11 protein-coding genes are annotated in these 13,179 nt (G+C 70.1%); 4 read left to right on the top strand and 7 right to left on the bottom strand.

The genetic code is table 11. From position 1 onward, the window contains the following. Positions 1 to 41: 41 nt before the first annotated feature. Together AB0383_RS20785 and AB0383_RS20780 are read left to right on the top strand one after the other, a co-directional pair. Positions 42 to 914: an LLM class flavin-dependent oxidoreductase gene (locus AB0383_RS20785; RefSeq protein WP_364176904.1), complete on the top strand. Its 873-nt coding sequence runs from the start codon at positions 42 to 44 to the stop codon at positions 912 to 914. A 71-nt stretch (positions 915 to 985) separates the two neighbouring features. Then, positions 986 to 2,302, top strand: coding sequence for a glycosyltransferase 87 family protein (locus AB0383_RS20780; RefSeq protein WP_364177086.1), 1,317 nt, complete (start codon positions 986 to 988; stop codon positions 2,300 to 2,302). On the opposite strand, the gene AB0383_RS20775 is transcribed toward AB0383_RS20780, so the two are convergent. The 3 genes from AB0383_RS20775 to AB0383_RS20765 all read right to left on the bottom strand — a co-directional run bounded on the left by AB0383_RS20775 (position 2,289) and on the right by AB0383_RS20765 (position 5,010). Beyond that, complete coding sequence (locus AB0383_RS20775; protein ID WP_003071237.1) at positions 2,289 to 2,498, bottom strand: helix-turn-helix domain-containing protein; 210 nt, start codon at positions 2,496 to 2,498, stop codon at positions 2,289 to 2,291. The genes AB0383_RS20780 and AB0383_RS20775 overlap by 14 nt on opposite strands. Positions 2,499 to 2,676: 178 nt before the next feature. Next, positions 2,677 to 4,305 (bottom strand): ABC-F family ATP-binding cassette domain-containing protein, encoded by a 1,629-nt coding sequence (locus AB0383_RS20770; protein WP_364176901.1) that lies wholly within the window; start codon positions 4,303 to 4,305, stop codon positions 2,677 to 2,679. A 282-nt stretch (positions 4,306 to 4,587) separates the two neighbouring features. Next, positions 4,588 to 5,010: a carboxymuconolactone decarboxylase family protein gene (locus AB0383_RS20765; RefSeq protein WP_364176899.1), complete on the bottom strand. Its 423-nt coding sequence runs from the start codon at positions 5,008 to 5,010 to the stop codon at positions 4,588 to 4,590. A 102-nt stretch (positions 5,011 to 5,112) separates the two neighbouring features. On the opposite strand from AB0383_RS20765, the gene AB0383_RS20760 reads away from it, so the two are divergent. Then, positions 5,113 to 5,703 (top strand): ABATE domain-containing protein, encoded by a 591-nt coding sequence (locus tag AB0383_RS20760; protein ID WP_364176896.1) that lies wholly within the window; start codon positions 5,113 to 5,115, stop codon positions 5,701 to 5,703. Between the two features lie 78 nt (positions 5,704 to 5,781). Here AB0383_RS20760 and AB0383_RS20755 read toward each other — a convergent pair whose 3' ends face one another. Together AB0383_RS20755 and dgt are read right to left on the bottom strand one after the other, a co-directional pair. After that, the gene (locus AB0383_RS20755) at positions 5,782 to 8,637 is read right to left on the bottom strand and encodes a S8 family serine peptidase (RefSeq protein ID WP_364177083.1); all 2,856 of its coding nucleotides are present in this window, start codon (positions 8,635 to 8,637) and stop codon (positions 5,782 to 5,784) included. A 303-nt stretch (positions 8,638 to 8,940) separates the two neighbouring features. Beyond that, entirely contained in the window at positions 8,941 to 10,503 is a 1,563-nt protein-coding gene (gene dgt, locus AB0383_RS20750; RefSeq protein ID WP_364176893.1) for a dGTP triphosphohydrolase, read from the bottom strand. 60 nt (positions 10,504 to 10,563) lie between these two features. Between dgt and AB0383_RS20745 the strand changes: the two genes are divergently transcribed. Then, complete coding sequence (locus tag AB0383_RS20745) at positions 10,564 to 11,715, top strand: lycopene cyclase family protein (protein ID WP_364176890.1); 1,152 nt, start codon at positions 10,564 to 10,566, stop codon at positions 11,713 to 11,715. 431 nt (positions 11,716 to 12,146) lie between these two features. Here AB0383_RS20745 and AB0383_RS20740 read toward each other — a convergent pair whose 3' ends face one another. Together AB0383_RS20740 and AB0383_RS20735 are read right to left on the bottom strand one after the other, a co-directional pair. Next, a complete protein-coding gene (locus AB0383_RS20740) occupies positions 12,147 to 12,341 on the bottom strand; it encodes a DUF397 domain-containing protein (protein WP_366188284.1) in 195 nt (64 codons plus the stop codon). Then, a complete protein-coding gene (locus AB0383_RS20735; protein ID WP_366188283.1) occupies positions 12,341 to 13,177 on the bottom strand; it encodes a helix-turn-helix transcriptional regulator in 837 nt (278 codons plus the stop codon). Before AB0383_RS20735 ends, AB0383_RS20740 begins: the two co-directional genes overlap by 1 nt. Positions 13,178 to 13,179: the final 2 nt, after the last annotated feature.

Below are 13,179 nucleotides of genomic sequence, written 5' to 3'. Positions count from 1 at the left end.
GTAGTGCTGATGATTTCTCTATCTGACGATCAGGAGCCCCCATGGTGACCTTCGGACTGAAACCCGCCCAGCAGTTCACGGACGTCGCGACGCTGCGCGAGATCTGGGCGATCGCCGACGACGCGCGGTTCGACGGCCTCTGGACCTTCGACCACTTCGCGCCCATGGGCCCCGTCCGAACCGGCGCCGTGTTCGAAGCCTGGACCCTGCTCGCCGCCATGGCCGAGGCCACGCACCACGTCCGGATCGGCTGCCTGGTTTCGGGCAACACCAACCGGCACCCGGCCGTGCTGGCCAAGATGGCCGCGACGATCGACCACCTCTGCGGCGGTCGGCTCGACGTGGGCCTCGGCGCGGGTGGCGACGAGCTCGCCGACACGATGCTCGGCATGCCGACCCCGCCGGCGCGCGAACGCGTCGAGCGGCTCGCCGAGGCGTGCACCGTCCTCGACCTGCTGTGGACGCGCCCGGTCGCCGACTTCAGCGGTGCCCACTACCGGCTGACGGGCGCGACGAGCGACCCGAAACCCGTGCAGGCACCGAAGCCGCCGCTGTGGCTCGGCAGCAACGGCGAGCGCCGCGGCCTGCGGATCGTCGCCGAGCACGCCGACGTGTGGCTCAACGCGAGCCTGCCGGGCACCCCCGTCGAGGAGCTCACGCGGCTGTCGGGCGTGCTCGACCGGCACTGCGCGGCGGTCGGTCGCGACCCGGCGACGGTGCGCCGGGCCGTGCAGTTCCGGCTCTCGGCCGAGGACGAGGACACCCTGCGCGAGACGCGGACCTTCCTCGACGCCGGGTTCACCGACCTCATCCTCATGCTCCCGTCCGCCGGCGACACCGTGGGCCGGGCGAAGCAGGCGGCCGCGCTGCTCCCGCGGCTGCGAGAACTGGGCCGAACGGGCGAGCACGGGTGATCCGGACGCCCTCGGTAGCCTGACGTGACGGGGACGGCCAGGTTCGTGAGGGGGAAGCGGTGCACCTGCTGATGGCTCCGGCCCGGGCAGCCGCGGACCGGGCGGCCCGGGTGCTCACCTGGGACCTCGTGTTCTACCTGGGTTGCTTCGCCTTCGCGTTGATCAGCGCGATCGTGTCCGAGTTCTACGGCTACCGCGTCTGGGGCAACTTCGCGACGGCCGCGTACGGCTTCGCCGCGGCCCACAGCGGCTGGCTGCTCGTGTCGGCCCGGCTCGGGCGCACGCCCCGCGGCCCGCTCGGCTCGCGGTGGTGCTCGATCGCGGTGATCGGGTTGTTGGCGATGATCGTCCCGCTCGCGGTGCTCGTTATTCGCCGACTGACCGGAGTCGACTGGCTCGTCACGCCGGACTCGTGGGCCGCGCAGCCCGAAGTGTGGGTGATCGAGCGCAGCGCGAGCCTGTTGCTTCAGCACGGCACGCCCTATGTCGACGTGACCGCTCTCGGGCGCGCGCCCGAGGTGAACGACTACACGCCCTACGGGCCCGTGATGACGGTGTTCGGCCTTCCGCGCGCGTTGTTCGGGGGAACACCGTTCACCAATGCGCTCACCGATGCCCGGTGGATGTTCGCACTTTGTGCGTCTCTCTGTGTGATCGCCTCACTACGAATGCTGAAATGGCCGCGAATTCCGGTTCTTTCGGCACAATTGGCAATCGCGTGCCCACTCACCGCATTGACATGGGCCGTCGCCGGTCCCGATCTCGCCATTGTGGGACTGCTCGTGCTCGCGTGCGCACTCGCTGCAACCGGGCGCCCGGGGTGGTCGGGATTCGTGCTGGCACTCGTGATCAGCGCGAAGCTCATCGTCGCGCCGGCCGCGGCCGTACTCGCGGTCTTCGTGTTCTGCCGTACGCACAACGGAAATTCACGCGACCGCAGGGCGCTCGCGTGGTTCGTGACCACTTTGGTCAGTGCGACCGTGGTCCTGCACCTGCCGGTGTACCTGGTCGCCCCGGACGCGTTCGTGGAGCACGTGATCCGGTTTCCGCTCGGGATGGGCGTGGTGCGCTCCCCCGCGGCGAGCCCGCTTCCGGGCCACCTGATCGCGGAAACCGGCTCAGCGGGCCGCGTGATCTCACTCGTCCTGGTGGCGGCCGCAGCGGTGGCGATGCTGGTGTGGCTGGTGCGCCGTCCCCCCGCGACGGGATCCGCCGCGCTCTTGCGGATCGCCGTCGGGCTCGGCGCGTTGGTCCTGCTCACCCCGGCAACCCGCTACGGCTACCTGGTTTATCCGTTGGTGCTGCTCGGAGGAGTGCTGACGTTCCGAGCGGCCGAACAGGGACTGCGCCCCCCGCGCAGTCGGCCTGGTACTGCTACTTCTTCTTGACCCGCGTGGCCCCGCCGCGCCCCCGCAGCTGGACCCCGGACTCAGAGAGAACACGGTGCACGAACCCGTAGGAACGTCCCGTGGACTCAGCAAGGGCCCGGATGCTCGAGCCCTTCTCGTATTTCTTCTTCAGGTCAGCGGCCAGCTTGTCGCGCGTGTTGCCGGTGATCCGCGCGCCTTTCTTGAGATCAGCCACGTCGATCGCCTTCCCGCCGAGTGGAGTTCTGGGCCATTTGCGGCCCCTGCCGGGGCAATGATCGAACACGAAGCCCAGGAATGCCAGACGACAGACGTAAAACGAGCGAAATTGCGATCACATTGGGCCATTCAAGTGCTTCACGAGGCGTGACAAGCACCCAAATGGCCGTATCTGATCACGCTAGCTGGACAAGTTCCAGATAATCCGGGGACCAATGATCCTCGGTCCCGTCGGGCAGCAGGATCACTCGCTCGGGCTCCAGCGCCTCGACCGCGCCCGGGTCGTGCGTCACCAGTACCACGGCGCCCGCGAAGCTGCGCAGGGCGTCCAGGACCTGCGCACGGCTGGCCGGATCGAGGTTGTTGGTCGGTTCGTCCAGGAGCAGCACGTTCGCGGCACTGGAGACGAGCCCGGCCAGCGCCAGACGGGTCTTCTCGCCGCCGGAAAGCGTGCCGGCGGGCTGGTCGAGTTGTTCACCCGTGAACAGGAACGAACCCAGCAGGTTCCGCAACTCCTGCGCCCCTGTGTCCGGCGCGAGATGTCGGATGTTTTCCCACACGCTCGCATCGTGGTCGAGAGTTTCGTGTTCCTGTGCGTAATAGCCCAAACGCAATCCGTGACCCGGCTCGACGGAACCCGTATCCGGAGTTTCCATTCCGCCGAGCAGCCGGAGCAATGTCGTCTTTCCGGCACCGTTCAAACCGAGTACGACGACCTTCGAGCCGCGGTCGATCGCCAGATCGACTCCGGTGAAAATCTCGAGCGAGCCGTAGGACTTCGACAGGCCGTCGGCCGTGAGCGGCGTGCGCCCGCACGGGGCGGGCTCCGGGAACTTGATCCGCGCGACCTTGTCGGCCTGACGCGTGTCGTCGAGCTGCGAGAGCATCTGCTCCGCGCGGCGCGCCATGTTCTTGGCCGCCACGGCCTTCGTCGCCTTGGCCCCGAGCTTCGCGGCCTGCTGCTGCAATGCCGACGCCTTCTTCTCGGCGTTGGCGCGTTCACGGCGGCGGCGCTTCTCGTCGGTGGCGCGCGCGTCGAGGTAGCGCTGCCAGCTCATGTTGTAGAGGTCGATCTCGCCGCGCGTGGCGTCGAGGAACCAGACCTTGTTCACGACGTCGGCGAGCAGCTCCACGTCGTGGCTGATCACGACGAGACCGCCGTCGTGCTGCTTGAGGAAGCCGCGCAGCCACGTGATCGAGTCGGCGTCGAGGTGGTTGGTCGGCTCGTCGAGCAGCAGGATCGTCTCGGACTTGCCACCCGCACCGGCCTCGGCGGCCGCGAACAGGATGCGCGCCAGCTCCACCCGCCGGCGCTGACCACCGGAGAGCGTGTTGAGCGTCTGCGCGAGCACGCGGTCGGCGAGACCGAGGTTCGAGCAGATGCGCGCGGCCTCGCTCTCGGCGGCGTACCCGCCCAGGGAGGCGAACCGCTCTTCGAGGCGGCTGTAGCGGTTGATGGCCCTGTCGCGCTGGTTGTCGTCGACGAGCTCGGACATCGCGGTCTGCGCCTTTTCCATGTCGCGCAGCAGCGTGTCGAGGCCGCGCGCGGACAGCACGCGGTCCTTCGCCGTCACGGACAGGTCGCCCTCGCGCGGGTCCTGCGGCAGGTAGCCGAGCTCGCCGCTGCGGCGGACTTCGCCCGCGTGCGGTTCGCCCTCGCCCGCGATGACCTTCAGCGACGTGGTCTTGCCGGCGCCGTTGCGGCCGACGAGTCCGATGCGGTCGCCGGGCTGGATGCGGAGGGTGGCGCCGTTCAGCAGGATGCGCGAGCCGGCACGCAGCTCGAGGCCAGTGGCCGTGATCAAGGGAACTCCCGGATTCGGGGGTGAACGTGGACAGCGACAGGCACCGGCATCGCTCGCTGTCCTCGCTCTTGCGAAGATCGGTCACGAGCGCCCGGTGCGGCAGCTACTCCGTGAGGATTTCCCGTTCCACGGCACCCAGTGTACGGGGTGGCGCCGAACGGTTTTCCGCCGCGTGGCGGGTCTCACGCTTCCCCGGAACCGCGTCCGTGAAGATCGCCCGTTCGGCCGTGTCCGTCGAGCGCCACCGCGTCCACTTCGGACAGTCACGGCACGAGGGTCTGCTCATCGACGCTCGTCTTGATGAGCAGGCCACGCGACGATCAGTTCCCCGAAAGGATCAGAGCGAGACCACCGGCCAGTCGTTCTCGACGCCCGCGAGAGCTCGAGCAGGGCCTGGACGTGCGCCTCGTCGGACTCGGCCTTGCGCGCCGCCGCCGGCTCGCCGGCCGGGACGTGGGCGATGTTCTCGCCGATGAAGGTGTGGACCGACAGGCAGTACTCGCAGCCGTTGAGCTGAGCGGTGGCGATCGCCGGCCGCTCGCGGACCCCGGCGTTCAGCGCGCCGCCGGCCGCCGCTCCGCTCAGCGCCAAGTAGGCCTTCAGGAGAGCCGGGCTGTTCGCCATCACCTTCGTCATGTTGGGCACCAGCCCGAGCGCCTTGTTCACCTCGGCGAGCAGCTCCTTCGCGACGCCCGTCGTGGTCATGCGAACTGTCTTTCTCACGGGTAGACCTGAAAGCTTCCGTGAGAAGTAGAAGCAGGTCGTTCTAACGCATGAAACCTCATCGACCCGTGATAAGGTGTCCACATGGGAGAAGCGGAGCGGACCTGGGTACTGCCGGACGAGCCCGTGTCCGTTCGCCTCATGGCCACCATCCGGGCCGACACCCACGGCGTCCACGACGACCTGACCTCGGCCGGCGACGTGGACGAATGGCTGCACGCGGTCGGCTTCGGGAGGGCGGGCCCCGGCGCGACGTCGGCGGACCTCGCCTCGGCGCGACGGCTCCGCGCGGCCGTCCGCCACCTGGCTGCGATGGTGACGAAGGACGAGCGTCCGCTGGCGCAGTACGGAAGCCCGGACGCGGATTCCGCGCTGCGCGACCTGAACGAGGTCGTCACCCACCGGCCCACTCCCCGCCTCGAACTGACCGGCGGCACGCTGCGGGAAGGCCTGTCCTACGCGAGCTCGCCGGTCGCGGCCGGACTGGCGGACATCGCGCAGCAGTCAATCGCCCTGCTGGGCGGCCCAGGGGCAGCGAACTTGCGAGCGTGTCGGGCGCCGGGCTGCGTGCTCTTCTTCGTGAAGACCCACCCGCGCCGCGAATGGTGTTCCATCGCGTGCGGCAACCGCGCCCGGGCCGCGCGGCACTACGAGAAGGTGCGGTCGCCGCGGTAGTCCGCCCCCGGCACCGCCGTACGGACAACAGAACAGGGCCGCCGCGAGAATCGCGACGGCCCCGTACTCACCTGAGGATCAAGCGATCGCGGGATGCACCGGACCGGTGTCCACCGTCTTGTGCACGACCGCGGCGGCGCCCGGCGGCGAAGCCTGGGCGTAGCCGTTGACGTGCAGCGAGACGCTGCGGATCGAGCCCGTGTCACCGCCGGCGACGTCGACCGCCTTGAACGTCCACGTGCCGTCGGCCGAGGTCCCGGCGAGCGGGGTCTGCGGCTCGATCGGCAGGTACGTGCCCGTGAACGGTGCGAACTGCGACCCGACCGTGCTCAGCAGCGCCGAGGCGCTGTCGTCGAACACGACCTGGCACAGGTTGTTGCCACCGCTGCCGGCCCGCTGGAACAGCGTCGCCGACGCGCCCGAGGGCGAGGTCAGCGTGCCGACCAGGTCCGCGACGTAGGTGTGGTCCAGGCCGACCGTGGTCGAGCCCTCGTCGGCGGTGCAGCTGGACCCGTCGATCGAGACCGAGACCTTCGACGCGGCCCCGACGCCGCTCACCACCAGCGGCACCGAGGCGCCGAGCTGCGAGTTGTCCGGGATCGCGACCGGCGCACCGGTGTAGGAGAAGGTCTGCACCACCGGCGACGGCGTGCCCACCGGCAGGGCGAACGTGCTGGTCACCGGCGAGAACGAACCGGCGAACGTCACCTTGGCGCTCAGCACCACCGGCACGCCGAGGCCCTGGGTGGCCGGGACCGTCACGGTGAAGTCGTTGACGCCGGTCTGGCCCGGGCTGATCGTGCCGTACGACTTGGCGCGCGGCGCGATCGTGACGCCGGGCGTGGTCGTGGTGAGCACCACGCTCGTGGACGACGCGACCCCGTCGCCGGTGTTGGTCACCGGCAGCGTCACCTTCGCGGTGTCACCGGGGTCGAGGGTGCTGCCGCCGTCGGGCCCGGTGACGGTGGGCTGCTTGGCCTGCGCGTAGGGCTGGGGGCTGGCGCCGGTGTAGGCGAGCACCTTGTCGGCGAGGACCACGCCCGCGCCGGTGAGGTTGTCGCTGCCGGGCACCTCGATGTCCACGGCCGTCGCGAGGAACGCGTCGCGAACGTCCGAACCGGACAGACCGGGATTGCCCGAGAGCACGAGGCTCGCGATGGCGGCGGCGTGCGGCGCGGCGGCCGAGGTGCCGAAGAACGGGTCGAAGCCGCCCACCGAGGTGCGCACGCCGTCCGCCGCGGTGATCTCCGGCTTGTCGCGCACTTCGCCACCGGTCGAGGAGAAGTTGCCCGGCGTGATGGGCGTGCCGTCGGCCTCGTAGAACACCCGGCGCGGGCCGTCGGAGCTGAACCGCTCGGCCTTGCTGGCCGAAGAGAACGCGCCCGGGAACGGACCGGTCGGGTTGGCCGGGTCACCCGGCTCGAGCAGCCGGCCGAACGCGGCGGCCGCGGGTGCCGCGGCGACGGAGAACGCGTCGCGCGCCGAGGAGTGCCCGACCGTGACGCCCGGGGTGCTGTAGGCCTTGAGGCCGTCGGCCGAGTCACGGAAGCGGCTGCCGAACGCGGTCAGCGAGAGGTAGCGGCCCTCACCGGAGAACTTGACCATCGCGAGCCGCAGACCGGTGCCGCCGAAGAGCGGGGTGGCGAGCTGCTCGTACGGGTCCTGGGTGCCGTCCTGCACGTCCTGGCTGAACGCGACGACATTGCCCGCCGCGTCGAGCAGGTAGAGGTCGTAGTCGTCGCCCGCAGCACCGAGCGGGTCGGACCAATGCAGCGTCACGGGGATGTTTCCCGACGACGCGTCGGAGATCGGCTCGAAGATCTGGTTGCCCGCCGCGCCCGCGAAGTTGTGCGCGGTGCCGGCGAACTTGCCGACCGACTTGCCGGAGTCGGCGAAGTCGCCTTCCCAGTGGGCGGCGGTACCGTCGGCGACGTTGCCCTCGTTGCCCGCGGAGGAGAAGTAGAGCGCGCCGTCGGCGGTCACGTCGTTCACGGCCTGGGCGATGATCCAGTCCTGGAACGGGGATTCCTTGAAGTAGATGACGTCGTCGACGATCACGTCGCAGTGCGACTCGAAGCGCAGCTTGCGGATGTTGTCGGCGAAGCTCGCGTCGGAGGCGAACGCGGAGGCGAAACCGAGGGCCGCGTTGGGCGCGAGGTCGTGGATGATCTCGAGCATCGCGGTGCCCTCGTCGCCGTCGCCGGCCTGGCCGGGCACGACGTCGACGGCCGGCAGCTCCCCCTTGGCCTGCGAGACCTTGAGCGAGTCGACACCGTCGGACAGCGCGCACGCCTTCACGCCGGTGCCCGTGACGCCGTACTGCTGGCGGGCGAGGTCGGCGTTGTGCGCACGGTCGCCCTCACTGGTGATGGTGGCCGCGGCGGCACGCCGGTTCTTGGCCGCGAGGGCCTGGTTCAGCGCGGCGTCGAGCCGGGCGGCCTTCTGCTGCTTGGTTTCGACGGGCGCCGTTTTCCCTTGGCCCGCCTTGGTTTCCAGCTCACGAGCGGTGATCGCCTGGTCCGCGGTCTCGACCCGCTTCACGTCGGCGCGCGCGGCGATCGCCGGCAGCGCGGCGAGCGGCACCTCGGCGCGGATGCTCGCGGCCTTGTCCGACACCGTGCGCACGGCGGCGCCGGCCTTGCGCAGGTCGTTCACCAGCGCGTCGGACACCTTGGTGGCACGGATGTCCACGACCGCGGTGCTCGCCGTACCCGCCCCCAGCGCGGGTACGGCCGAGGCACTCAGCTTTCGGGAACGCAGCTTCTGCGTGACGAGCAGGCGGCTGTCCAGTTTGGACTCCGCCTTGGTCTGCCCGGTCTTGATCGACTGCAGTGCCGCGATCTGCCGGGCGGAGTTGTCGGAGAAGGAGTCCGGTGTGGACGCCGTGGCGGCACCCGCGACCGGAGGGGTGACGATGCCCAGCGCGGCGATCAGCGCCGCGGCGCCGGCGGCCAGGACGGTCGTCCGGCTCGTGGCTCTGGTTCTGGCTCTAGCTCTGGCTCCGGTGGGTCTCTTCGAACGGCTTCGACGCACGTGCGCCTCCGTATCTCGCACCGCGTGCCCCGACTCACGCTGGCCAACGCCGGTGATCACCGGCTGGATCCAGCTAAGTACCGTGGGTAAATCGGAAAAAGAAGCCGTTAGAGTGACGTATGGCCGTGATTTTCCCATACCCACCGGAGGTCGTAGGCCATTCAGCGGCAGCGGTGGTCCAGACCGCGGTCTCGGAGCACAGCCTCAGAGCACGAACGAGTCCGACCACGGCTGCGCGGCGCGCCCGGACAGCGCGTCGAGCAGCGTCACGGCCTGCTTGTCGGTGAGCGAAGCCACGAAGTCGACCACCGCGCGCCCGCGCGCGAGGCCGCGCACCGCGTCGGTGCCCTCCACTCGTTCGCCGGTCGCGCCCACGAGCACCTCCGGCATGGTCTGGACCAGTCCGGCGTACTCGTCCTGCGCGAGCTCCACGAGGTCGTGCAGCCGGCGGGGCAGCCGGTCGATCTCGTCGCGGTCGAGCAGCCACGCGTCGAGCGCGTCGACGAGCGTGGTCACGAGGCTGGCCTGCCCGCGCTGGTGCAGCGCGAGGTCCGGGCGCAGCAGCACGAACCGGCGGTGCACGAACTTGAGCACCTGCACCTCGTGCCACTGCGCGGTGCGCAGCGAGACGTGCCCGGAGCGAGTGGAGGGCGAGGACAGCACGAAGACGCCGTCGACGAGCCGGGAGATCCAGCCGGCCGAGAACGCCGCCGTGGCCTGCTCGGCCTCGATCGACCCGTCGAACCCGTTCTCCAGCAGCCCGTCGACGAGCTCTCGCTGCACGCGCCGGACCGCGGCGGCGAACGCGTCGTCGTCGGCGATCCAGCCGTCCTTGAGGTGCATGCGCCGGCGCAGCTGTTCGAGCGAACGGCCCGGGCGGCGCAGCTCCGCGGCGACCTGCTCGTCGTCGAGCGAGGCCAGCTGCAGCGCCCGGTCGAGCCACTCCCCCAGCTCCGCGGCGACCGGGGCGTGCTGCAGCACACCGATGCGGTGGAAGTCCTGCAGGTCGTGGATCGCGTAGGCGATGTCGTCGGCGGTGTCCATCACCGACGCCTCCACCGTCTGCTGCCAGGACTCGATGCGCCCGGTGAACGGGCCACGCGCCTGCGTGAAGTCGTCGAGTTCGGTGGCGTAGGCGGAAAACTTGCTCGCGCCGGTGCCGGGCGAGCTGTCGGGCTCGGCCGCGCCGCGGGGAGGCGTGCGCATCGACGTCGGGTGTGGCTCGGGGTAGTGCAGCCGCGCCCACGGGTACTTCAGCACCGCGGCGCGCACGGCCGCGGTGAGGTCGAGGCCGATCGCCGACGGACCGCGCACGTCGGTGGTGGTGAGGATGCGGAACGTCTGTGCGTTGCCCTCGAAGCCGTCGGCCAGGCCGAAGCGGTGGCGGGCGATGCGGTCGAGCGTCTGCTCGCCGAGGTGGCCGAACGGCGGGTGCCCGAGGTCGTGGGCGAGCGCGGCGGCCTCGCAGACGTCGGGGTCGCAGCCGCCGAGCTTCGCGGCCAGCTCGGCCGACTCGCTGGCGGCGGTGATCCGCTCGGCGATCGCGCGGGCGACCTGTGCGACCTTGAGGCTGTGGGTGAGCCGGTTGTGCAGCAGCCCGGCGCCGCCGGCGCTGACCACCTGCGTGACCCCGCCCAGGCGCGCGAAGAACGGTGAAGCGGCGATGCGGTCGCGATCGATGCGGAACGGGCTGGTGGCGAGGTCCGTGAACCCGCCCACGGAGCTCGACGGGTCCCTTCGCGCGGCTCTCGGGTCGGTCTCGGCCATGCGCTCCACCGTATCTGTCCGGCCCCCGGCGGACTCGCCGGATACGGCAGGATCGGACGGGTGAGCGACGTGCTGATCGCAGGCGGCGGGCCTGCCGGGTGGGCGCTGGCGCGCGCCTGCGCCCGGCGCGGGCTCGCGACCACGCTCGTCGACGCCGCGCCGCAGGCAGCGTGGCGCGCCACCTACGGCGCGTGGGCCGACGAGCTGCCCGGGCTGCCGGGCGAGGTGATCGCGTCGGCACCCGGCTCGACGGTCGCGTTCGGCACGCGCGAGCATCGGCTCGACCGCGGCTACCTCGTGCTCGACAACGCCGGTCTGCGGTCGTGGCTCACGGCTGCGCCGGTGACGGTGGTGGCCGGGCGGGTCGCGCACGCCGAGCACGGGCACCACGGCTCGACGGTGGTTCTCGCCGACGACCGCCGGCTCGCCACGGCGGTGGTCGTGGACGCGTCGGGGCGGAACCGGGTGCTGTCCGGCGGCCCGCCTGGTGGGCACCGCGCCGAGCAGACCGCGTACGGGCTCGTCCTGCCGGCCGCCGACGCCGAGCGGCTGGTGCCCGGCGCTTCGGACACGGCCGTGTTCATGGACTGGCGCGACGGCGCGCCGAGCTTCCGCTACCTGCTCCCGCTGGGCGACGGGTCGGTGCTCGTCGAAGAAACGTCACTCGCGCACCGGCCGGGTGTGCCGGTGGACGAGCTCGCCACGCGGCTGCGGACCCGGCTCGCGGGCGCGGGATTGCGGCCGCACGGCCGCGAGGAACGGGTGCGGATCGTGCTCGACGTACCGCTGCCGGGGCGCGGCGCGGTGGTCCCGTTCGGGGTCGCCGCCGGGCTCGTGCACCCCGCCACCGGCTACAGCATCGCGACGGCGCTGCGGCTGGCTCCGCGCGTGGCCGCGGCGCTGGCGAGTGCGTTCGAGGCCGGGCCACGGGCAGCCCGGCACGCGGCCCGCCGGACACTGTGGACGACCGAGGCGCGGGCCGTGCATTCCCTGCGGCAGTACGGATTGCGCGCTTTGCGCCGGATGTCGCCCGCCGAGCTCGCCGAGTTCTTCGACCTCTTCTTCGCGCTGCCGACTCCGGTGCAGCAGGCCTACACGTCGGGCCGGGAAGACCTGACGGGCACGGTGGCGGCGATGACCCGGCTGTTCCGCGCGGCGCCGCCGAGGCTGCGGGCGAGGCTCGCGGGCCGCCGACCGAATACGATTCGGTAACGGCGTCGAAATCGGCGGCCGAATGCGCCGGCGCTCAGCCGGGAGCGGTACCACGTGCGGAACCGGCGGGCCGAACGGGGGACGGTCCGCGAATTCCGTATCCGAAACTTCTTCGGGTCGAACGATCAAGCTCCAGGTGGACGGACCCGCTGGTCACTGCCGCGATCCGGGCCACCACGGACGGTGTGCGAGTCTGCGTGAGTGCATGGTGAAGACGGAAATTTTCACACTTCCGAACGGCCCACGGAAATCCATCCCGAACGGGTGATCGCTACCGATTTCGTTACTCCGATTCAGGTAACTCAGGCCAAGCCCTCTACCAGTGGAAACATAGATCATCTGGGGCAGATCTGGGGCAAACCAGCCCCAAGACGCGAAAACGCCCCCAGCACCGTCGGGATGCTGGGGGCGTCGCGCACGACACAGGCCCGTCAGGAGGCGTGGAAACTGCCCCCACCGACGGCCTCCAGGAAGGCCTGCCAGCCCTGAGCCGGCAGGCGGAACGAACCACCCTCAGGATCCTTCGAATCCCGCACGGCAGCCCCATCGCCGGTGAATGCAGCCTCAACGCACTCACCGTTGTTCGTCCCCGAGTGCGAGGACTTGAACCAGCTAAGATCTTCCATCAACTACGCTCCAACTCGTCAGCGATCTGGGCAATCAACTTGGTGGACGCTACGGCGCCTATCGCGATGTCACGAATGCGATTCGCAGCGGTGACATAGCGCTCCACCTCCTTCGCTCGGGACAACGTCGTCGCAGTGCTCAACTCTTCGAGATGCACGACACTGCGACCCTCCGATCGAATCAACACGAACCCACCCTCACGGGAGGGGTCATATCCGAAGCGGAACGGCACAACCCGGATCGTGATGTGCGGTCGCTCCGCTACCTGACACAAGTCTCTCAGCTGGTCAACAGCAACTTCTCGGGAGCATGCCGGATACCTGATCGCCAACTCCCCAATCAACGCCTCGTAGGGGGTTGAGCCGTTCAGGATACTGTCTCGGCGGGCCATCCTCCGCGCCGTCGCAGCCTTCACCTGATCCTCAGTTTCGCCGCCGGCCAGCATCATGTCGCGGGCATACGCGGCGATCTGGAGAGGTCCGGGAATGAGAGCCGGCTGGATCGAGGTGACAGCCCCTGCGGCACGCTCATACTCGCTGACCAGGGCAAGATCCTTGTTTCCGCCGGACAGTTGCAGCCAGTTCGGGTCGGCAGCATCACGGTGTAGGCGTAGTGCTGCCGCGGTCTCTTCGGAGGTGGCCTCGCACAGGGCGAGGAACCGTTCCAGCTCGGGTTGCTCGATCAGCAACCGGCCGTTTTCCCACCGTGAGATGTGGGTTTGGTTGCGACCCAGGTCGGTGCTGACCGTCTTCTGGTCGAGCCCGGATCGCTTGCGCAGCGCTCTGAGGAGCGCGCCAAGTTCGACCTGTCGCGGCGTCTCTCGCATGCTTGGCATGC

Origin of the sequence: Amycolatopsis sp. NPDC051373 (assembly GCF_040689465.1) — a bacterium.
GTDB lineage: Bacteria > Actinomycetota > Actinomycetes > Mycobacteriales > Pseudonocardiaceae > Amycolatopsis.
The sequence above is the reverse complement of the archived record's forward strand: the minus strand, read 5'-3'. Positions and strand labels throughout refer to the sequence as shown.